Origin of the sequence: Agromyces mediolanus (genome assembly GCF_044917495.1) — a bacterium.
GTDB lineage: Bacteria > Actinomycetota > Actinomycetes > Actinomycetales > Microbacteriaceae > Agromyces > Agromyces mediolanus_B.
The window spans coordinates 42,367-63,305 of record NZ_JAVSSI010000016.1 but is presented as its reverse complement, the minus strand read 5'-3'; the positions used below and the strand labels follow the sequence as shown (position 1 = coordinate 63,305).

General features: G+C 71.8%; 18 protein-coding genes. 14 read left to right on the top strand and 4 right to left on the bottom strand.

The features are described from left to right. The 3 genes from ROT00_RS16930 to add form a co-directional block, all read left to right on the top strand. Positions 1–1,178: BMP family lipoprotein (locus tag ROT00_RS16930; RefSeq protein WP_404776207.1), on the top strand; the 1,178-nt coding region annotated here is incomplete at its 5' end. A gap of 87 nt (positions 1,179–1,265) precedes the next feature. After that, positions 1,266–2,045 (top strand): nucleoside phosphorylase, encoded by a 780-nt coding sequence (locus tag ROT00_RS16925; RefSeq protein WP_404776206.1) that lies wholly within the window; start codon positions 1,266–1,268, stop codon positions 2,043–2,045. 16 nt (positions 2,046–2,061) lie between these two features. Further along, entirely contained in the window at positions 2,062–3,033 is a 972-nt protein-coding gene (gene add / locus ROT00_RS16920) for an adenosine deaminase (protein WP_404776205.1), read from the top strand. 71 nt (positions 3,034–3,104) lie between these two features. Here the strand turns inward: add and ROT00_RS16915 are convergent, their stop codons facing one another. Then, the gene (locus tag ROT00_RS16915; RefSeq protein ID WP_404776204.1) at positions 3,105–3,884 is read right to left on the bottom strand and encodes a GntR family transcriptional regulator; all 780 of its coding nucleotides are present in this window, start codon (positions 3,882–3,884) and stop codon (positions 3,105–3,107) included. A gap of 112 nt (positions 3,885–3,996) precedes the next feature. Here ROT00_RS16915 and ROT00_RS16910 point away from each other — a divergent pair, with 112 nt between their 5' ends. After that, the gene (locus tag ROT00_RS16910; RefSeq protein ID WP_404776203.1) at positions 3,997–4,461 is read left to right on the top strand and encodes a MarR family winged helix-turn-helix transcriptional regulator; all 465 of its coding nucleotides are present in this window, start codon (positions 3,997–3,999) and stop codon (positions 4,459–4,461) included. Next, the gene (locus tag ROT00_RS16905) at positions 4,458–5,705 is read left to right on the top strand and encodes an MFS transporter (RefSeq protein ID WP_404776202.1); all 1,248 of its coding nucleotides are present in this window, start codon (positions 4,458–4,460) and stop codon (positions 5,703–5,705) included. Before ROT00_RS16910 ends, ROT00_RS16905 begins: the two co-directional genes overlap by 4 nt. 33 nt (positions 5,706–5,738) lie before the next feature. On the opposite strand, the gene ROT00_RS16900 is transcribed toward ROT00_RS16905, so the two are convergent. Then, on the bottom strand, positions 5,739–6,773 hold the full coding sequence (locus tag ROT00_RS16900; RefSeq protein ID WP_404776201.1) for a LacI family DNA-binding transcriptional regulator: 1,035 nt from the start codon (positions 6,771–6,773) through the stop codon (positions 5,739–5,741). Positions 6,774–7,031: 258 nt separating this feature from the next. Here ROT00_RS16900 and ROT00_RS16895 point away from each other — a divergent pair, with 258 nt between their 5' ends. The 4 genes from ROT00_RS16895 (at position 7,032) to ROT00_RS16880 (ending at position 12,529) form a co-directional block, all read left to right on the top strand. Further along, a complete protein-coding gene (locus ROT00_RS16895; protein ID WP_404776200.1) occupies positions 7,032–8,390 on the top strand; it encodes an ABC transporter substrate-binding protein in 1,359 nt (452 codons plus the stop codon). A 131-nt stretch (positions 8,391–8,521) separates the two neighbouring features. Further along, positions 8,522–9,490, top strand: coding sequence for a carbohydrate ABC transporter permease (locus ROT00_RS16890; RefSeq protein WP_230764598.1), 969 nt, complete (start codon positions 8,522–8,524; stop codon positions 9,488–9,490). Continuing rightward, positions 9,487–10,488 carry a carbohydrate ABC transporter permease gene (locus ROT00_RS16885; RefSeq protein WP_404776199.1) on the top strand — a complete coding sequence of 334 codons (1,002 nt, stop codon included), beginning with the start codon at positions 9,487–9,489 and terminating at the stop codon, positions 10,486–10,488. Before ROT00_RS16890 ends, ROT00_RS16885 begins: the two co-directional genes overlap by 4 nt. Positions 10,489–10,618: 130 nt before the next feature. Further along, entirely contained in the window at positions 10,619–12,529 is a 1,911-nt protein-coding gene (locus ROT00_RS16880; protein WP_404776210.1) for an ABC transporter ATP-binding protein, read from the top strand. A 33-nt stretch (positions 12,530–12,562) separates the two neighbouring features. Here ROT00_RS16880 and ROT00_RS16875 read toward each other — a convergent pair whose 3' ends face one another. Both ROT00_RS16875 and ROT00_RS16870 read right to left on the bottom strand, forming a co-directional pair. Further along, positions 12,563–13,177 carry a DUF305 domain-containing protein gene (locus ROT00_RS16875; protein WP_404776198.1) on the bottom strand — a complete coding sequence of 205 codons (615 nt, stop codon included), beginning with the start codon at positions 13,175–13,177 and terminating at the stop codon, positions 12,563–12,565. 3 nt (positions 13,178–13,180) lie between these two features. Next, on the bottom strand, positions 13,181–13,846 hold the full coding sequence (locus ROT00_RS16870; protein WP_404776197.1) for a DUF3105 domain-containing protein: 666 nt from the start codon (positions 13,844–13,846) through the stop codon (positions 13,181–13,183). A gap of 199 nt (positions 13,847–14,045) precedes the next feature. On the opposite strand from ROT00_RS16870, the gene ROT00_RS16865 reads away from it, so the two are divergent. From ROT00_RS16865 to ROT00_RS16845, 5 genes are all read left to right on the top strand, one after another. Further along, complete coding sequence (locus ROT00_RS16865; protein WP_404776196.1) at positions 14,046–15,515, top strand: sugar porter family MFS transporter; 1,470 nt, start codon at positions 14,046–14,048, stop codon at positions 15,513–15,515. Positions 15,516–15,636: 121 nt separating this feature from the next. Next, positions 15,637–17,004, top strand: coding sequence for a cystathionine beta-synthase (locus ROT00_RS16860; RefSeq protein ID WP_404776195.1), 1,368 nt, complete (start codon positions 15,637–15,639; stop codon positions 17,002–17,004). Positions 17,005–17,060: 56 nt separating this feature from the next. Next, positions 17,061–18,224, top strand: coding sequence for a cystathionine gamma-synthase (locus tag ROT00_RS16855; protein WP_404776194.1), 1,164 nt, complete (start codon positions 17,061–17,063; stop codon positions 18,222–18,224). Positions 18,225–18,572: 348 nt separating this feature from the next. After that, entirely contained in the window at positions 18,573–19,961 is a 1,389-nt protein-coding gene (locus ROT00_RS16850; protein WP_404776193.1) for an APC family permease, read from the top strand. Beyond that, positions 19,958–20,911, top strand: a complete 954-nt coding sequence (locus tag ROT00_RS16845) for a cyclase family protein (RefSeq protein ID WP_404776192.1) — start codon at positions 19,958–19,960, stop codon at positions 20,909–20,911. The genes ROT00_RS16850 and ROT00_RS16845 overlap by 4 nt, the downstream gene beginning before the upstream one ends. Positions 20,912–20,939: the final 28 nt, after the last annotated feature.

Here is a 20,939-nt window from a genome sequence, read left to right as displayed (position 1 = left end):
GCGGGGCCGTGCTCGCTGCCGCGCAGCTGCACGCCCGCGGGCGGGACCTTCGACGCCTCGTCTGCCTCGCTCACAGCGTCATCCCTTCGTCGTCGGGGCCGCGCCGCTTCGCGGCGCGCGGGGTCTTAGCCCTCCTCCTCAGCGGCTGCGGTGCGGCTCCCGCCGCGAGCGACGACCCCGCCGCGGCCGCGAGCGACTTCACGCCCTGCGCCGTCTCCGACATCACCGGGTTCGACGACAAGGACTTCAACCAGCTCACCTACGAGGGGGTGAAGGCCGCCGCCGACCAGCTCGGCACCAAGGTGCTCACCGCCGACTCCAACACCGAGGACCAGTACGCGGGCAACATCCAGGGCCTCGTCGACCAGGAGTGCGACCTCATCGTCACGGTCGGCTTCGCCCTCGCGAACGCCACCCGCGACGCCGCGCAGCAGGCCCCCGAGGTCGACTTCGCGCTCATCGACAGCATCGTGACCGATGCCGAGGGCGCCCCGCTCGAGCTCGACAACGTGAAGCCCGTGCTCTTCGACACCGCGCAGGCCGCCGCCCTCGCCGGCTACCTCGCCGCGGGCGTCACGAAGACGGGCGCGGTCGGCACCTACGGCGGCATGCCGTTCCCCTCGGTCACGGTGTTCATGGACGGCTTCGCCGACGGCGTCGCCCACTACAACGAGACCCACGGCACCGAGGTGAAGGTGCTCGGCTGGGACAAGGCCGCCCAGAACGGCCTCTTCGTCGGCGGCTTCGACGACCAGATCAAGGCGCGCACCCTCACCGAGGGCCTGCTCGACCAGGGCGCCGACGTGATCATGCCGGTCGCCGGCCGGCTGTTCGAGGCGAGCGCCGCCGTCGCCGAGGAGCGCGGCACCGACCTCGCCATCATCGGCGTGAACGGCGACGTCTACGACGCCGTGCCGAAGTTCCGCCAGTACTACCTCACCTCGGTGCTGAAGAACCTCACCACCGCGGCCGAGGAGGTCACCCTCGCGGCGGCCGACGGCGACTTCTCGAGCACCCCCTACATCGGCACGCTCGAGAACGAGGGCGTCGGCATCGCCCCGACCCACGACTGGGAGTCGCGCATCGATCCGAAGCTGCTCGACGAGGTCGAGGAGCTGCGCCAGCAGATCGTGTCGGGCGACTTCGTCGTCGACTCGCCCTCCTCGCCGAAGGCCTGAGCCGGGCCTCCGCCCACCAGACCCGTACCACTCCCGCATCCGCCCGCGCGCACGCCCGGGCACCCCGAACGGAAGGCTCACGCCACGATGACCACGACCACCGCCACCGCCGTCGACAAGTCCAGCGCCGGGATCGGCGAACGCCAGTACCACATCGGGGTCGCCCCCGGCGAGGTCTCGACGGTGGCGCTGCTGCCCGGCGACCCGTTCCGGGTGCCGATGATCGCGGAGTTCCTCACCGATGTGCGCACGGTCGCGCACCAGCGCGAGCACCTCACGATGACGGGCGACTACAAGGGGCGGCGGATCACGGCGACCTCCACCGGGATGGGCTGCCCCTCGGCGGCGATCGCGGTGGAGGAGCTCGTCCGGGTGGGCGTGACCTCGTTCATCCGGGTCGGCTCCTCGGCGGGGCTCCAGGCGGGCATCGCCCCGGGCGACCTCCTCGTGAGCGAGGGCTCCCTGCGGAACGACGGCACGACCGCGGCCTACGCGATGACCGGCTACCCGGCCGTGCCCGACCTCGCGATCACCGCGGAGCTCGCCCGCACCGCGCGGGAGCTGACCGAGGGCACGCAGGCGAAGGTGCACACGGGCATCAGCGTGAGCGACGACGCCTTCTACGCCGAGACGCCCGAGTGGATCTCGACGCTCCACGAGCTCGGCGTCACCAACGTCGAGATGGAGGCGTCCGCGATCTTCGTCGTCGCGCGGCTCCGCGGCGTCCGGGCGGGCATGATCTGCTCGACCTCGAGCAACCTCTACGACGGCACCAGCCTCTACTCCGGCGTCAAGGAGGCGCTGAAGGAGGGCTGGATGCGCAGCATCGAGGCGGCCCTCGAGACCGCCGTGCGGCTCGAGCTCTAGGCTTCGCGGGGCGTCCGTGCTGATCAATCTGCACAGCCACCTCGAGGGGCGGCTGCGGCCGGAGACGGCCGCCGAGCTCGCCCGGGAGGCCGGGATGCCGGAGCCGGAGGGTGGCTGGGCGCAGGCCCTCCGGCTCGGCGGCCCGGCCGACCTCACGACGTACCTCGTGAAGGTCGCGGCGAGCTACCCCTTCTTCCGGCGGCTCGACGCGATCGAGCGGATCGCGCGGGAGGCGGTCGAGGATGCCGCGGCCGGCGGCCAGGACTACCTGGAGCTCCGCTTCGGCCCGGCCACCCACGCCGCCGACGAGCGCGGGCTCGGCGAGGTGATCGCGGCCGTGGCGCGGGGGATGGCGCAGGGCACCGCCGCGAGCGGGATGCCGGCGGGCGCGGTCGTCGCGGCCCTCCGCCACCACGACGGCGACACGAATCTCGCCGTCGCCCGGGCGGCCGCCGCAGCCGCGGGCGACGTGGTCTGCGGCTTCGACCTCGCGGGGGACGAGTCGCGGTTCCCGCGCCACGACGTGCACGCACCGGCGTTCGCCGTCGCGGCGGCGGCCGGGCTCGGCCTCACCTGCCACGCCGCCGAGGCCGGCCCGGCCTCGGCGGTGGAGGACGCGGTGCGGCGCCTCGGTGCGACGCGGATCGGACACGGCGCGCACCTCGTCGACGATCCGGCCGCCCTCGCCTGGGCCGCCGACCACGGCGTGGTCGTCGAGATCTGCCCCACCTCGAACCACTACACCGGGGCGATCGACCGCGTCCCCGACCATCCCGGGGCGGCCATGCGTCGCGCCGGCGTCCCGCTCGTGCTCGGCGACGACAACCCGATGCAGACGGGGTCGGATCTCGCGGCCGAGCGCCGGGTGCTCGTCGCGCAGCTCGGCTGGGACGAGGGCGCGCTCGCGCAGCTCGATCGCACGAGCGTCGCCGCCGCGTTCCTCGAGCCGGCGGTCCGGCGCGCGCTCGAGGCGCGGCTCCCCGCCTGAGCGGCGGGACGGCCGATCGGCCTCAGGACGGCGGTCAGCCTCGGGACGGCCGATCGGCCTCAGGACGGCGGTCAGCCGCCGGACGACTGGCGCACCGAGAGGTGCCCGACGGACGGCGCCACGATGACCTTCGCGAGGTAGGCGGGCCGGCCGTCGAGGTCGGCGGTCTGGGTCAGCAGCATGACGGGGTCGGCGGCCTTCAGCCCGAGCTGCTTCGCCCGGGTGGCGCCGGCGACGCTCACGCCGATGCGGCAGACGCCCGTGACGAAGGCGAGTCCGGTGCGGTCGATGATGCGCATGAGCACGGTCGAGCGGGCCTCGTCGATGTCGGGCAGCGCGGCGTCGACCGCGGCGCCGAACCCCGCGCGGTCGTCGGCGGCCGGCAGGTACTCCTGCACGACGGCGATCGGCTCGCCGTCGCGGAACGCGATCGCCTCGCGGAACCAGAAGCGCGCGTCGTCGGCGACGCGCAGATAGGTCGAGACGAAGTCGGTCGCGGTCTGCTGCGTGAGCTCGACGTGCCGGAGCTCGATGGTCGCCCCGGGCTCGGCGAGCACGAGGTCGAGCGGCCGGAACTCCTCCAGCCCGGCGTGCGGCACGGCGTCGGCGACGAAGCGGCCGACCCCGCGGCGGGTGCTGATCAGGCCGTCCTCCTCGAGCAGCATCAGCGCCTCGCGGACGACGGTGCGGCTCACGCCGAGCGCGGTGCCGAGCTCGGTCTCGCGGGGGAGTGCCGTGCCGAGGGGGAAGACCCCGGTGCGGATGCCGTGCGCGATCCGCGAGTACACGGCCACCCGCAGGGGCTGGCCGGGCGAGGTCAGCAGCGGCTGCTCGAGATAGCTGGTGACCATCTGCGCCCTTTCGTGTCCGTCGGCGCTCGCGCACCCCTCCCATTCTCGCGGGTCGGCGGTCGGTTTCGGGGCATCCGAGAGATATATAGCCAAGCTATGTATAATTGCCGTCATGCCGAACGCCCAGCACCTGCCCGCCCTCATCGGCGCCCTCGTGTCGGCGAACAGCCGGCTCGTCCGCGTCGCGGCGACCGCGACGGGCAGCGAGGAGTCGCCCGCCGTGTGGCGCACGCTCGGCGTGCTCCGCGACCTCGGGCCGCTGCGGCTCGGCGAGCTCGCCCGGGTCAGCCGGGTCACCCAGCCCACGATGACGAAGCTCGTCAACGCGCTCGAGGAGCGCCGCTGGGTGCGGCGCACCGCCGACCCCGACGACGGCCGCGCGCTGCGCGTCGCCGCGGAGCCGCTCGGCCTCGCGGCCCTCGACGCCTGGCGCGAGGAGCTCACCGCGGCCATCGCGCCGCTGTTCCCCGAGCTCGACTCGGCAGACCTCGCCGCCCTCGAACGCACCGTCGCGGTGCTCGAGGCCGGCCTCGACCGCGCCGACGCCAGCGTCGGCCGCAGCAAGGAGCACGAATGAGCCACGGCTCGCACGAGACATCCGCGTCCATCCTGAAGCAGCCCAAGGCGGTGTGGGCCGTCGCCTTCGCCTGCGTCATCGCCTTCATGGGCATCGGGCTCGTCGATCCCATCCTCCCGGCCATCGCCGAGAGCCTGCAGGCGACGCCGACCGAGACCGAGATGCTCTTCACGAGCTACCTGCTCATCACCGGGCTCGCGATGCTCGGTACGAGCTGGCTGTCGAGCCGCATCGGCGCGAAGAAGACCCTGCTCATCGGGCTCGGACTCATCGTGATCTTCGCGGCCGCCGCGGGCCTCTCGCAGAACGTGGAGTCGGTCATCGGCTTCCGCGCCGGCTGGGGCCTCGGCAACGCGCTCTTCATCTCGACCGCCCTCGCCACGATCGTGGGCGCCGCCTCCGGCGGCACGGGCTCGGCGATCATCCTCTACGAGGCGGCGCTCGGCCTCGGCATCGCGATCGGCCCGCTCCTCGGCGGCCTGCTCGGCCACCTGAGCTGGCGCGGCCCCTTCTTTGGCACCGCCGCCCTGATGGCGATCGGCTTCATCGCGATCGTCGCGTTCCTGCAGCCGGAGCGGGGGGATGCCGCGAAACCGGTGCCGACGAAGCTCTCCGCACCGATCCGCGCCCTGCGCCAGCCCGCGCTCGCGGTCCTCGCCGCCGCGGCGCTGTTCTACAACATCGGCTTCTTCGTGCTGCTCGCGTACTCGCCGTTCCCGCTCGGCTTCGACGCCCTCGGCCTCGGCTTCACCTTCTTCGGCTGGGGCCTCGCGCTCGCGATCACCTCGGTCTTCGTGGCGCCGCTCCTGACGGCCAGGATGCCGCGCACCCGCGTGCTCTGGATCGCGCTGCCCCTCCTCGCGATCGACCTCGTCGCGGCCGGGCTCGTCATCGCGAACCCGACGGCGCTCGTCGTGTGCATCGTGATCGGTGGGCTCGTGCTCGGCGTGCTGAACACGGTCCTCACCGAGTGCGTCATGGAGGCGACCGATCTCCAGCGCTCGGTGGCGTCGAGCGCGTACTCCGCGGTGCGCTTCCTGGGCGGCGCGATCGCCCCGCCCGCCGCGGCCGAGCTCGCCCATCTGATCGCGCCCGACGCGCCGTACTACGCGGCGGCGGGATCGGTCGCCGTGGCGCTCCTCATCGTCGTGCTCGGGCACCGGGCGCTGCGCCGGGTCGACCGGGTCGACGCGGCGCCCGCGCTCACCGAGGCCGAGGCGATCACCGCGGGCGACGCGGCCTGACGCCCGCCCCATGCGCCGTCCTCGCCCGGCGGGCTAGTGCGGGGCGCGCATCGTGGAGGTGCGCACGACGAGCCGGGTCGGCAGCGGCGCCCCGGAGTCCGGCAGCGGATCGGCCTCGGCGCCCTCGCCGAGCAGCCGCAGCACGAGCTCCACGGCCGCGCGCCCCTGCCCGCTCGGCGACTGCTCGACGGTCGTGAGGCCGAACATCTCAGCGTACTCGTGGCCGTCGACGCCGACGACGGAGAGGTCGTTCGGCACCGAGATGCCGAGCCGCTCGGCCGCGCGGATCGCGCCGAACGCCACCTCGTCGGAGGCGGCGAAGATCGCCGTCGGCCGGCGGCCGGGCTGGCCGAGCAGCTGGAGCGCCGCCTCGTAGCCGCCGGGCATCGTCATGTCGGTCTCGACGACCGCGGCCCGCCCGCGCGGCGCCAGGCCGGCCGCGGACATCGCGTCGAGGTAGCCGTGCCGGCGGAGGCCCTGCACGCTGAGCGGCTTCGCCGCCGCGCCGTCGCCGGCGAGGTGCACGAGCCGCGTGTGGCCGAGCTGCAGGAGGTGCTCGGTGGCGAGCTGGCCGACGGCGCGGTCGTCGATGCCGAGGCGGGCGGGCCCGAGCACGCCGGCCTCGCCGCCGCCGAGCACGACGACGGGCTTGTCCCGCCGTTCGAGCGCGGCGAGCTCGCGCTCGGAGAGGTCGACGCCGACGGCGATGACGGCGTCGACGCGCTTCCGCGCGAGGAAGAATTCGAAGACGCGGTCGCGGTCGGGACCGGCGCCGTCGACGTTGTAGAGGGTCAGGTCGTAGCCGGCGCTCAGCAGAGTGCGCTCGAGCCCCTCGAGCACCTCGCCGAAGAACCAGCGGTTCACGAAGGGGATGACGACGCCGATGTTCTTCGTGCGGCCGGTGACGAGGCTCGCGGCGTCGGGGGAGACGATGTAGCCGATCTCGGCGGCGGCCGCCTCGACCCTGCGGCGGGTCTCCTCGGCGACGTGCCCGCGCCCGGAGAGCGCCCGTGAGGCCGTCGCCTTGGAGACGCCGGCGAGGCGGGCGACGTCGGCGATCGCGGTCATCGCGGCTCCTCACTCGGCGTATTCGTTGCAGAGCATACTCGCCCAGGGCACAAGGATGGAACCGGTTCCACTCCAAGTGTCGAGTTGCTGGTTGAACGGGCCATTTTCGTGGAAGCGCTCTCACCCAATGCTGGCATGGGATCGACTTGTCGCCGTTTCGTGATCCGGGGTTACTTGTGGCGAAGTGCGACCGTGCTCTACGGTGGTCGCTGGAACCGGTTCCGGTCCGCCTGCACCACACTCAACGAGGAGAGAGCTATGCGTTTCACGCGTCATCGCCGATTGGTGGTCCCCGTCGTGGCGGCCGCCGCGCTCGGCCTGACCCTCACGGCATGCACGGGCGACATCGCCAACGAGGACGCCGCAGACGTCGACTGCGCGCCCTACGAGCAGTACGGCACGTTCGAGGGCAAGAAGGTGTCCATCAGCGGCACCATCCTCGACCTCGAGGCCGACCGCCTGGTCGAGTCCTGGAAGGACTTCCAGACCTGCACCGGCATCGAGATCACCTACCAGGGCTCGAGCGAGTTCGAGGCCCAGATCGCCGTGCTCGCCGAGGGCGGCAACGCCCCCGACATCGGCATCGTGCCCCAGCCGGGCCTGCTCGGCCGGCTCGCCGACGGCGGCTGGCTGATCCCCGCATCCGAGAAGGTCGAGGCGAACGTCGACGAGTTCTGGAGCGAGGACTGGAAGCAGTACGGCACCTACGACGACACCTTCTACGCCGCACCGCTCATGGCGAGCATCAAGGGCTACATCTGGTACTCGCCGTCCGAGTTCAAGGACAAGGGCTACGAGATCCCGAAGACCCTCGACGAGCTGAACGCGCTGTCCGAGAAGATCGCGGCCGAGGGCGACCACAAGCCCTGGTGCGTCGGCTTCGAGTCGGGCGACGCCACCGGCTGGCCGGGCACCGACTGGATCGAGGACTACATGCTGCGCCTGCACGGCGCCGACGTGTACGACCAGTGGGTCACCCACGGCATCCCGTTCAACGACCCGAAGGTCGCCGAGGCCTTCGACGCCGCGGGCGAGATCCTGAAGAACCCGGACATGGTGAACGGCGGCATCGGCGACGTCTCGACGATCGTCACCGAGGCCTTCCAGACCGCGGGTCTCCCGATCCTCGACGGCCAGTGCTCGCTGCACCACCAGGCCTCGTTCTACGAGACCTTCTGGAACCCGGACGGCGGCGACGCCAACACGGTCGCGAGCGACGGCTCGGTCTTCGCCTTCCTGATGCCGCCGGCCAACGCCGACGACCCGCTGTCGGTCACCGGCGGCGGCGAGTTCCCGGTCGCCTTCCGCGACGCCGAAGAGGTCGAGGCCGTGCGCGCCTACCTCTCGAGTGACACCTGGGCGAACAACCGCGTGAAGCTCGGCGGCGTCATCAGCGCGAACAAGGGCCTCGACCCGAAGAACGCGTCGAGCGAGCTGCTGGAGCAGTCGATCGAGATCCTCCAGGACCCCGAGACGACGTTCCGCTTCGACGGCTCCGACCTCATGCCCGGTGCCGTCGGCGCCGACTCCTTCTGGAAGGGCATGGTCGCCTGGACCACGGGGCAGAGCACCGCGGACACGCTGAACACCATCGAGTCCAGCTGGCCCGCCAGCTGACCGAACGCCGCGCGCCGGTCGCAGACCCAGCGCCGAGCGCGGCATGATCGAGGGGCGGGGCCGCACGGCCCCGCCCCTCGCACCCCCCTCCAGCCGCGGCTGGTTTCGACGATGAAAACCCGGGAGGCACGATGACGACCGCCGATCTGCTCGGCAAGCTCCTGCAGGTGGTGATGGGGCTCGCCGTACTGGCGGCCGTCGTCGGCCTGCTCATCTTCTTCATCGACAAGGCGCCGAAGAAGGGCCGCGACTACTGGCAGCTCGTGGGCTTCCTCGCCCCGGCGCTCATCTTCCTCGCGATCGGCCTCGTGTATCCGGCCATCCGCACCTCGCTGCTCGCCTTCCAGACCTCGGGCGGCGAGTGGACCCTCGACAACTTCGTCTGGACGTTCACCCAGCCGACGGCGATCCGCACCCTCATCAACACGGTGATCTGGGTGCTGCTCGTGCCGACGGTCTCCACGGCGATCGGCCTCGCCTACGCGGTCTTCATCGACCGCTCCCGCGGGGAGAAGTACTACAAGGTCATCCTGTTCATGCCGATCGCGATCTCGTTCGTCGGCGCCGGCATCATCTGGCGCTTCGTGTACGAGTACCGCTCGGGCGACCGGGAGCAGATCGGCCTCCTGAACGCGATCGTCACCGCGTTCGGCGGCGAACCCGTGCAGTTCATGCAGACCGATCCCTTGAACACCTTCCTCCTCATCATCGTGATGATCTGGATCCAGACGGGCTTCGCGATGGTGCTGCTGAGCGCGGCCATCAAGGGCGTGCCGACGGAGCAGATCGAGGCGGCCCAGCTCGACGGCACGAACGGCTGGCAGCGCTTCATCAACGTGACGGTGCCCGGCATCCGCGGGGCGCTCGTCGTCGTGCTCACGACGATCTCGATCGCGACGCTGAAGGTGTTCGACATCGTCCGCACGATGACGGCCGGCAACTTCAACACCTCGGTCATCGCGAACGAGATGTACACCCAGGCGTTCCGGGCGAGCGAGGTCGGGCGCGGCTCGGCGCTCGCGCTCATCCTGTTCCTCCTGGTGCTGCCGATCGTCGTCTACAACATCAACGTGCTCCGCAAGCAGAGGGAGATCCGATGAGCATCGCGCCCGCCGACCTGCCCACCGGCAAGGACCGCGGCTCGATCGAGGGGGCCGCGGAGACGACCGCCCTCGAAGAGGTCGTCGGCACCAAGTCCGCCCGCGTGAAGAAGCGGCTCACGTCCCGCACCGCGACGATCGCGGCGCTCATCATCGCGGTGCTCTGGACGATCCCGACCTTCGGGCTGCTGATCTCCTCGTTCCGGCCCGCGGAGCTCGTCCGCACCACCGGCTGGTGGACGATCTTCGAGAACTGGGGCTTCACGCTCGACAACTACAAGGACGTGCTCCTCTCGACGTCCCAGTCGTCGCCCCAGCTCGGCGCCTACATCGTGAACTCGATCGCCATCTCGCTCGTCGGCACGCTCATCCCGCTCGTGCTCGCGACGATGGCCGCCTACGCGTTCGCCTGGATCAAGTTCAAGGGCGCCGGGGTGCTGTTCATCCTCGTGTTCGCGCTGCAGATCGTGCCGCTGCAGATGGCCCTCGTGCCGCTGCTGCAGGTCTTCTCGACCTGGCTGCGGCCGATGCAGGCCTGGCTGCACGACGTCGTGCCGATCATCCCGGAGCAGAACTACGCGCCGGTGTGGCTCGCGCACGCGATGTTCGCGCTGCCGCTCGCGATCTTCCTGCTGCACAACTTCATCGCGGAGATCCCCGGCGAGGTCATCGAGGCCGCCCGGGTCGACGGCGCCACGCACGGGCAGATCTTCTTCCGCATCGTGCTGCCACTCGCGACGCCGGCGATCGCGTCCTTCGCGATCTTCCAGTTCATCTGGGTGTGGAACGACCTGCTCGTCGCGCTGATCTTCTCGGGAGGCACGCAGGACGTCGCGCCGCTCACGCAACGATTGGCGGAGATGGTGGGCTCGCGCGGGCAGGAGTGGGAGCGCCTCACGGCCGGCGCGTTCATCTCGATCATCATCCCGCTCGCCGTCTTCTTCGGGCTGCAACGGTACTTCGTGCGCGGCCTGCTGGCGGGGTCGACCAAGGGCTGAGACCGGGCAGGGGGGAGCGGATGCCGCGGGCCGAGGCTCGCGGCATCCGCTCGTCCGCACCGGCCGCCGGGGCCGATCGCGGCCGCCCGGCCGGGGTGTCCCCGGTGCGGCGTAGGGTGAAGCCGTGAGCATGAACCGAACGGCGCCGGGCGGCCAGAGCGGGCGCATGGGCAAGCCCCGCACGCGCATCGCCTCGGCCGACGAGGCCGCCCAGCGCGCCGAGAACGCCGAGGCGCCGAAGATCCCGAACCTGCTCGGCCGCATCGCCGAGCTGTTCGCGCCGCACCGGGCCGCGCTCATCACCACGATCGTGCTCGTGCTCATCGGGGCGGCGCTCAGCGTCATCCCGCCGCTGCTCACCCAGCGCGCCTTCGACGACGGCCTGTTCCCGAAGAACGCCGCGGGCGACGCGCTGCCGCCCGACGTGCCCCAGCTCACCTGGCTCGTCGTCGGCATGATCGCGGTCTTCATCGTCTCGGCGCTGCTCGGGGTGTGGCAGACCTGGCTCACCTCGACGATCGGCAACAAGGTGATGGGGGCGCTGCGGGTGCGGCTGTTCTCCCACCTGCAGTCGATGGAGCTGAGCTTCTTCACCCGCACGAAGACGGGCGTCATCCAGTCGCGGCTGCAGAACGACGTCGGCGGCGTCGCCGGGGTGCTGACGAACACCGTCTCGAGCGTGCTCGGCAACACGGTCACCGTCATCTCGGCGTTCGTCGCGATGCTCATCCTCAACTGGCAGCTCACGCTCGTGGCGCTGCTCCTCATGCCGTTCATGGTCATCGCGCAGCGACGGGTCGGCCAGGTGCGCGCGCGCATCGCCGGCAAGACGCAGGAGTCGCTGTCCGAGATGACCGCGATCACCCAGGAGACCCTGTCGGTCTCCGGCATCCTGCTCTCGAAGAGCTTCACCCGCCAGCAGAGCGAGATCGACCGCTACGCCGACGAGAACCGCACCCAGATCGCGCTGCAGGTGCGCCAGCAGATGACCGGTCAGTGGTTCTTCGCGATGGTGAACATCTTCATGTCGTCGATCCCCGCCATCGTCTACCTCGTGTCGGGCTGGCTGATCACGGGCGGCGCGGCCGACGTCACGGCCGGCACGATCGTCGCGTTCACGACCGTGCAGGCGCGGCTGTTGTTCCCGCTCATGGGGCTCATGCGCGTCGCCCTCGACCTGCAGACCTCGAGCGCGCTGTTCGCCCGCATCTTCGAGTACCTCGACCTGAAGCCGGCGATCACCGACGCGCCCGGCGCGCGCGAGGTGCCGGGCGGTCCCGAGCTCGGCCGGGTCGAGTTCGACCGGGTGTCGTTCCGCTACCCGGATGCCGAGGCCGACAGCCGGCCGACGCTCGACGAGGTGTCGTTCACCATCGAGCCGGGGCAGTTCGCGGCGTTCGTCGGCCCCTCGGGCGCGGGCAAGACGACCGTCTCCTACCTCGTGCCGCGGCTCTACGAGGCGAGCAGCGGGGCCGTGCGCTTCGCCGGCGTCGACGTGCGCGAGCTCCGCCAGGGGTCGCTCGTCGGCCAGATCGGCATCGTGAGCCAGGAGACCTACCTCTTCCACGCCTCCATCGCCGACAACCTGCGCTACGCGAAGCCGGATGCCACGGCGGCCGAGCTCGAGGCGGCGGCCCGGGCGGCGAACATCCACGAGACGGTGGCGAGCTTCCCCGAGGGCTACGACACCGTCGTCGGCGAGCGCGGCTACCGGCTCTCCGGCGGCGAGAAACAGCGCATCGCGATCGCCCGGGTGCTGCTGAAGGACCCGCCGGTGCTCGTGCTCGACGAGGCGACGAGCGCGCTCGACACCATCTCGGAGCGGGTGGTGCAGGCGGCCCTCGACGATGCGGCCAAGGGGCGCACGACGATCGCGATCGCGCACCGGCTGACGACGGTCGTCGCCGCAGACGTCATCTTCGTCGTGGTCGCCGGCCGCATCGTGGAGCGCGGCACGCACGCCGAGCTGCTCGGCCTCGGCGGGGTGTACGCCTCGCTCTACCGGGAGCAGGCCGACACCGCGCTGCCCGCGCTCGACTGAGCGCGCTCAGCTCCGCGCGGGTCGCGCCGCCCCTCAGCTCCGCGCGTCGAGCATGCGCTGCATGAGCTCGATCTCGGACTGCTGCGAGGCGATCACGGCGCGCGCGAAGGCGAGGGCGACCGGATGGCTCGACCGCTCCTCGAGGGCCTCGGCCATCTCGACCGCGCCGAGGTGGTGGGCGATCATCAGCTCGAGGAACTCGCGCTCGGCCTCGACGCCGCTCGCGGCGCGGAGCGCGGCGATCTGCTCGGGGGTCGCGAGGCCGGGCATCGGCTCGCCCGCCGTGTGCGCGTGCGCGCCGCCGTCGGTCATCCACGTCATCTGCGGCTCGGCGCTGTACTGCGGCAGTCCCCAGACGTTCAGCCAGCCCGCGAGCTGACCCGACTGCTGGGCCTGGGTCGCGGCGATGTCGTCGGCGAGGAGGCGCACCTCGGCGTCGTCGGTGACCTGACGCACGATGAGCGCCAGCTCGACGCCCTGCTTGTGGTGGACCTGCATGTCGCGGGCGAAGCCAGCCTCGGCGCTGCCCTCGGCGGGGGTCGCGTCCGGGATCGTCGAGAGGCGGCCGAACGCGAACGCGGCGACGGCGACGAGCAGGAGCGCGACGACGCCGGCGACCGAGGCCGCGACGACCCGGGTGCGGCTCACGGCTCAGGAGACCTTGCCGGGGGCGTCGTACGCGCCCGTGCAGAGCGCGCCCGGCTCGGGCACGTTCTGGCTCTGCCAGTACTCCTCGAAGAACTCGGCGATGCGCGGGTCGTCCGCGTCGTCGAGCTTCAGCTGCGAGTTCCAGCCGCTGAGCGCGATGGGGGTGTCGAGCCCCTCGAAGGGCGAGAGGATCACGTAGCTGGAGGGGAGCTTCGACTTCAGCGCGGCGAGCTCGTCGCCCGAGACCCGCTCGGGGTCGTACGTGACCCAGACGGCGCCGTGCTCCATCGAGTGCACCGCGTTCTCGTTCGGCACGGGCTGCTCGTAGACGCCGCAGTTCAGCCAGATCTGGTTGTGCTCCCCGCCGGCGGGCGGGCTCTGCGGGTAGTCGACCACGCCCTCGACGTGCCCGGCGCCGTTCTCGAAGGTCTCGACGCCCTCGATCTCGGCCCCGGTGCCGCCCTTGCTGTAGCTCGCCGGCTTCGGCGTCAGCACGATCGCGGTGACGAGCAGGCCGATCACGGCGACCACCGCGACGATGCCCGAGGCGATGCCGATCGTGCGGACCCGCTTGCGGCGGGCCTCCTTGGCGCGGAACTCCGCGAGCTTCGCCTCGCGGGCGGCAGCGCGCTGCTGCTTGATCGACGGCTGCTTGGGGCTGGCGCTCACTGGGGGGACCTCTCTCGACGCGTCGCTCCGATGATACGGATGCATGGACTTCCAGCCGGTACCGGATGGGGTACTCCCAGGGCATTCGCAGGCTGTTCGGGATACCACCCCGGTCGTCAACCCCTCGTGCCGCGGTGGGCGGAAGGCATAGTCTGTGCCCGACGCCGGGGTGGGCCGGCGAGCGAGGGGAGCGAGCGAGATGACCAGCGCAGCAGCCGAGCCGCAGTCCGGCACCGGGGGAGACGGACTCAACGCGAAGGTGATCGGCCTCGCGGCCGCCGGGGCCGTCGGCGGATTCCTCTTCGGCTTCGACTCCTCCGTCGTGAACGGGGCCGTCGACGCCATCCAGCACCAGTTCGATCTGAGCTCCGGGGTGACCGGGTTCGCGGTCGCGAGCGCACTGCTCGGCTGCGCCGTCGGCTCGGAGCTCGCCGGGCGGCTCGCGGACCGCTTCGGACGGATCCCCGTGATGGTGCTCGGCGCCATCCTCTTCCTCGTCTCCTCCCTCGGCTCCGGCTTCGCCTTCGGCGTCGTCGACCTCATCGTCTGGCGGCTCATCGGCGGCGTCGGCATCGGCATCGCCTCCGTCGTCGCGCCGGCGTACATCGCCGAGATCTCGCCGCGGAAGGCGCGCGGGCGGCTCGCCTCCCTGCAGCAGCTCGCCATCGTCTTCGGCATCTTCGCCGCCCTGCTCTCGGACGCCCTCTTCGCGACCGCCGCGGGCGGCGCGTCCAACGCGTTCTGGTTCGGCCTCGAAGCGTGGCGCTGGATGTTCCTCGCCTGCATCGTGCCGTCGCTCGTCTACGGCCTGCTCGCACTGACGCTCCCGGAGTCGCCGCGCTTCCTCGTGAAGATCGGCAAGGAGGAGAAGGCGAAGGAGGTGCTCGCCCGCATCCAGCCGCACGAGGTCGACCGCGCCATCCGCGACATCCACGACTCGATGCAGCAGGACGCCTACGCGAAGCGGAAGGGCGCGCTCCGGGGGCCGGTGCTGGGACTCCAGGGCATCGTGTGGATCGGCATCCTGCTGAGCGTCTTCCAGCAGTTCGTCGGCATCAACGTGATCTTCTACTACTCGACGACGCTCTGGAAGGCCGTCGGCTTCGACGAGTCGAACTCGCTGCTCATCTCGGTCATCACTTCGGTGACGAACATCGTCGTCACCTTCGTCGCGATCGCGCTCGTCGACCGGGTGGGCCGGCGCCCGCTCCTCCTCATCGGCTCCGCGGGCATGACGATCTCGCTCGCGGCGATGGCGCTCGCCTTCGCGAACTCGGTGACGGTCGACGGCGAGGTCTCGCTGCCGGGCGGCTGGGGTCCGATCGCGCTCGTCGCGGCGAACCTCTTCGTCGTCTTCTTCGGCTTCTCCTGGGGCCCGCTCGTCTGGGTGCTGCTCGGCGAGATCTTCCCGAACCGCATCCGGGCCAGGGCCCTCGGTCTCGCCGCGGCCGCGCAGTGGATCGCGAACTTCCTCATCACCGTCAGCTTCCCGGCGCTCAGCGACTTCTCGCTCCTCTTCACGTACGGGATGTACGCCCTGTTCGCGGCGCTCTCCTTCCTCTTCGTGTTCTTCAAGGTGCCCGAGACGAACGGCATGTCGCTCGAGGAATCCGAGACGCTGTTCCCCGCGAAGGGATCGGCCAAGCGCCGAGCCGAGGCGACCGGCTAGGCTGTCGTCCGTGATCTCTTCGCTGTGTTGTTGTCGCTGATCTCCGCGACCCCTATTCATCGCGTCGCGCGCAGCATCCGTTCGATGCGACGCACCCCACACGAGGAATGAACACACGGCAATGAAGTACGCAGAATCGATCGTCGACCTCGTCGGCGACACCCCGCTCGTCAAGCTCTCGCGCGTCACCGAGGGCGTCACGCAGGCGACGGTGCTCGTGAAGCTCGAGTACCTGAACCCCGGCGGCTCCTCGAAGGACCGCATCGCCGGCCGCATCATCGACGCCGCCGAGCGCGAGGGCAAGCTGAAGCCGGGCGGCACGATCGTCGAGCCGACGAGCGGCAACACCGGTGTGGGCCTCGCGCTCGTCGCCCAGCAGCGCGGCTACCGCTGCATCTTCGTCTGCCCCGACAAGGTCGGCGAGGACAAGCGCAACGTGCTCACCGCGTACGGCGCGGAGGTCGTCGTGACGCCCACCGCCGTCGCGCCCGACAGCCCCGAGTCGTACTACGGGGTCTCCGACCGGCTCGTCCGCGAGATCCCTGGCGCCTTCAAGCCCGACCAGTACTCCAACCCGAACGGCCCGCGCTCGCACTACGAGACCACCGGCCCGGAGATCTGGCGCGACACCGAGGGCAAGGTGACGCACTTCGTCGCCGGCGTCGGCACGGGCGGCACGATCACCGGCACCGGCCGTTACCTCCGCGAGGTCTCGGGCGACGGGGTGCGCATCATCGGCGCCGACCCCGAGGGCTCGGTCTACTCGGGCGGCACCGGGCGCCCCTACTTCGTCGAGGGCGTCGGCGAGGACTTCTGGCCGACCGCGTACGACCCCGCCGTGCCGCACGAGATCATCGAGGTCTCCGACGCCGCGTCGTTCGCGATGACCCGCCGGCTCGCGCGCGAAGAGGGCATCCTCGTCGGCGGCTCGAGCGGCATGGCCGTCGTCGCCGCGCTCGAGGCGGCGGCGGACGCCGGGCCCGACGACGTCTTCGTGGTGCTGCTGCCCGACGGTGGCCGCGGCTACCTCGGCAAGATCTTCAACGACAAGTGGCTGCGCGCCTACGGCTTCGGCAACGCGCCGAGCGGGCACACCGTCGCCGATCTGCTCGCCGCGAAGGCCGACCGCACCGAGCCGCTCGTGCACGTCTTCCCGCACGACACGGTGCGCGACGCGATCGACCGCATGACCGAGACCGGGGTCTCCCAGCTCGTCGTCGTGGGCCACGAGCCGCCCGTCGTGCTCGGCGAGGTGCTCGGCGCGCTGCACGAGGAAGAACTGCTCGAACGCGTCTTCTCCGGCGAGGCGAAGCTCACCGACGAGATCGGCCAGTTCCTCGGCGCGCCGCTCCCGCTCATCGGCGTGAACGAGCCCGTCGCCGCAGCGCGGCAGGCCTTCACGGATGCCTCGGCGATGCTCGTCACCGACGGCGGCAAGGCGCTCGGGGTCGTCACCCGGAGCGACCTGCTCGGCTACCTCTCGCACTGAGCGCTCCGCCTCCCACCTCCCTCGACTCCCCGAACGACTCCGAAAGCGAACTCGCCATGAACTCCGACGACGCCCGTTTCGACACCCGCGCCATCCACGCCGGCCAGGCCTTCGACCCGACCACCGGCGCGGTCATCCCGCCCATCTACGCGACCTCCACCTACGTCCAGGACGGCATCGGCGGCCTCCGCAGCGGGTACGAGTACTCCCGCGGCGGCAACCCGACCCGCACCGCGCTCGAGACCCAGCTCGCCGCGCTCGAGGGTGGGGCGCACGCGCTCTCCTTCGCGTCCGGCCTCGCCGCCGAGGACGCCCTGCTCCGCACCGTGCTCGCCCCGGGCGACCACGTCGTCATCGGCAACGACGTCTACGGCGGCACGCACCGGCTGATCCGCCGGGTGCACGGCGCCTGGGGCGTGCGGCACTCGACGGTCGACACGAGCGACCTCGACCTCGTGCGCGCGGCGATCGAGCCGGACGCCACGAAGGTGCTCTGGATCGAGACCCCCTCGAACCCGCTGATGAAGATCTCCGACATCGCCGCGCTCGCCGAGCTCGGGCACGAGGCCGGCCTCCTCGTCGTCGTCGACAACACCTTCGCGAGCCCGGCGCTGCAGCAGCCGATCGCGCTCGGCGCCGACGTCGTCGTGCACTCGACCACGAAGTACCTCGGCGGGCACTCCGACGTGATCGGCGGCGCCGTGGTGTTCGCGCCCGGGCGCGACGAGCTGCACGAGCGGGTGCAGTTCACGCAGTTCGCCGCGGGCGCCGTGTCGGGCCCCTTCGACGCGTTCCTCACCTCGCGGGGCATCAAGACGCTCGGCATCCGGATGGAGCGGCACAGCAGCAACGCGCTCGCGATCGCCCGCCGGCTCGAGGAGCACGCCGGCATCGCCCGCGTCTACTACCCGGGCCTCGAGTCGCACCCCGGCCACGAGCTCGCCGCGCGGCAGATGTCGGGCTTCGGCGGGATGCTCTCGATCGAGCTCGCCGGCGGCGGCGAGGCGGCCCGCCGCTTCGCGGAGTCGACCGAGCTGTTCCAGCTGGCGGAGTCGCTCGGCGGTGTCGAGTCCCTCGTGAACTACCCCTCGGAGATGACGCACGCCTCGGTGCGCGGCACGGAGGCGGAGGTGCCGGCCTCGATCGTGCGCCTCTCGGTCGGCATCGAGGATGTCGACGACCTGCTCGCCGACATCGACCAGACGCTCGCCCGCCTGTAGCGCGCCGCCGCGCCCGGCCCGGCCCCCTCCCGCCCCCTCTCTTCCCCCCTCTTTCCCCCCGGGCGGGAGGAGAACGTGCCGCCGGGAGGATGAAACGGCCCCGCAACCCCTCCCTCGGTGCGAATCTCCTCCCGCGGGGTGGGTGGGGTCGCCGGGAGTGGGCAGGTCGGGTCGCCGGGACTGGGCAGGTCGGGCCGGCGGGAGCGGGCAGGTGGGGCCGGTGAGTGCTGGCCCGGCCCAGCCAGCCCAGCCCGGCCCGGCCCGGCCCGGCCGAGCTTGGCAGGATATGCACCGAGAGTGTCGTTCCTGCCAGTGCGGAGCGGATGCCCCGTACGCGAGACTTGGCGGGTGACCTCGACCCAGCACCCCGCGACCGCACCGGAGACCCCGGCCACAGGTCACGGCACCCTCGGCCTCGGGCAGGGCACGGCGCTCTACATCGCGAGCGTGCTCGGCACCGGCATCCTGGCCCTCCCCGGTCTCGCGGCGGCCGCCGCCGGCCCCGCCTCGGTGCTCGCCGTCGCCGCGGTGCTCGTCCTGTCGATCCCGCTGGCCGGCACCTTCGCCGCGCTCGCCGCCCGATTCCCCGACCCGGGCGGCGTCGCGAGCTACGCCCGCCGGGTCCTCGGCGGCACCGTCGCGCGCATGACCGGGTACTGGTTCTACTTCGGCGTCTGCGTCGGCGCCCCCGTCGTCACCCTCCTCTGCGGCGAGTACGTCGTCGCGGCGCTCGGCGTCGACCGCTCGGCGGTGCCGCTCATCGCCGCGGCGATCTTCGTGCCGCCGTACGTCATCAGCTGGTTCGGCGTGCGGGTCGCCGGCTGGGTGCAGCTCGTGCTCACGGGGCTGCTGCTCGCGGTCGTCGTCGCGGTCGTCGCGCTCACCTTCCCGCACGTCGAGGCCGCGGCGTTCACCCCGTTCCTGCCGAACGGCTGGGTCGGCGTCGGCACCGCGATCAGCCTGTTCGTGTGGGCGTTCGCCGGCTGGGAGGTCGGCACGCACATCGCCGGCGAGTTCCGGAACCCCCGGCGCGTGATCCCGATCGCCACCGCGATCGCCATCGTCGTGGTCGGCGTCGGCTACCTCGCGCTCCAGTTCGTCACGGTGGGCGTGCTCGGCGACCGGGCGGGGGAGGGCGTCGTGCCGCTCATCGACCTCGTCGACGTGGTGCTGCCCGGGATCGGCCCGGCCATCGTGGCGGTGATCGCCGTCATCGTCACCGTCGGCGTGATGAACGCGTACCTGCCCGCCTTCGGCAACCTCGGCGCCGCGCTCGGGCGCGACGGCGATCTGCCCCGCTTCTTCGCCAAGGGGGCCGCCGGCGGCGAGGTACCCCGCCGGGCGCTCGCGCTCACGGGTGTCGTCTCGCTCGCCTACTTCGTGCTCGTCGTCGCGAACGGGGGGTCGCTCGGCGCGTTCATCCTGATCCACACGAGCAACATGGTCGCGATCTACTTCGTCGGGATGCTCGCAGCCACCCTGCTGCTCCGCCGCTGGAGCGTCGGCTGGTGGCTCGCCGTCGTGGCCACGGTGCTCACCGCGGGCCTGCTCGTCCTCGCCGGCCCGAACCTCGTCGTGCCCGGCCTGCTCGCCGTCGCCGCGATCGCGGTCACCGTCGTGCGGCGGGTCCGCGGGCGTCGCGGGCGCGACGCCGCGGTGCCGGACGGTGGAGCCGCATCCCGGACCGCAGCCGAGACCGCATCCCCGACCGCATCGAGAACCGAGGAGCGCGTATGACCGAGTACCGGGCCGTCGTCGACGCCGAGATCGCATTCGTGAACGGCGGCGGGCTGAGCGCCCGCGGCTTCCGGCTCGACGTGCCGGGGCCCGACATCGGCGAAGCCGGCGTCGCCGAGCTCCTGGTGCGGCACCTCGGGCTCGCGCTCGTCGGCTCGGTCGAGTTCCCCTCGTTCGAGATCGTCGCCGAGCCGCACAAGGGCTCGCGGGGCGTCGCGACGGATGCCTCGACCGGCGACTCCGCAGCAGGTGCCGCTCCGGCATCCCGCCTCGTCGACCTCAGCCACCCGATCCGCGCGGGTCTCGTCACCTACCCCGGCATCCCCGCCCCGAGCATCGCGCCCCACCTCACCCGCGCGGCCTCGCGGGCGGTCTACGCGCCCGGCACCGAGTTCGCGATCGACGTCCTCACGATGGCGGGCAACACCGGCACCTACCTCGACAGCCCGTACCACCGCTACGCGGACGGCGGCGACCTCGCCTCGCTCGAGCTCGACTCGCTCGTGGGGCTCCCGGCGCAGGTGCTGCACCTCGCGGATGCCGCCGCGCGCGGCATCCCCGCCGAGGTCTTCTTCGAGCGCACCGCCGCCGAGCTCGCGGGCGCCGCGGTGCTGCTGCACACCGGCTGGAGCCGGCGCTTCGGCACGCCGGAGTACGCCGTCGGCGCGCCGTTCCTCAGCGCGGCCGGGGCGCAATTTCTCGTCGACGCCGGCGTCGCGCTCGTGGGCATCGACTCGCTGAACATCGACGACACCGAGGGCGGCGGGGAGCGCCCCGCGCACTCGCTCCTCCTCGCCGCCGGCATCCACGTCGTCGAGCATCTGACCGCGCTCGAGCGACTCCCCGCGCGCGGGGCGCGCTTCACCGCGGTGCCGCCCCGCGTCGAAGGCTTCGGCACCTTCCCCGTGCGCGCCTTCGCCGAGCTTCCGCCGCCCGGCGCGGGCAGTTGACCTCAAGGGCCCTTGAAGTCCTAGGGTC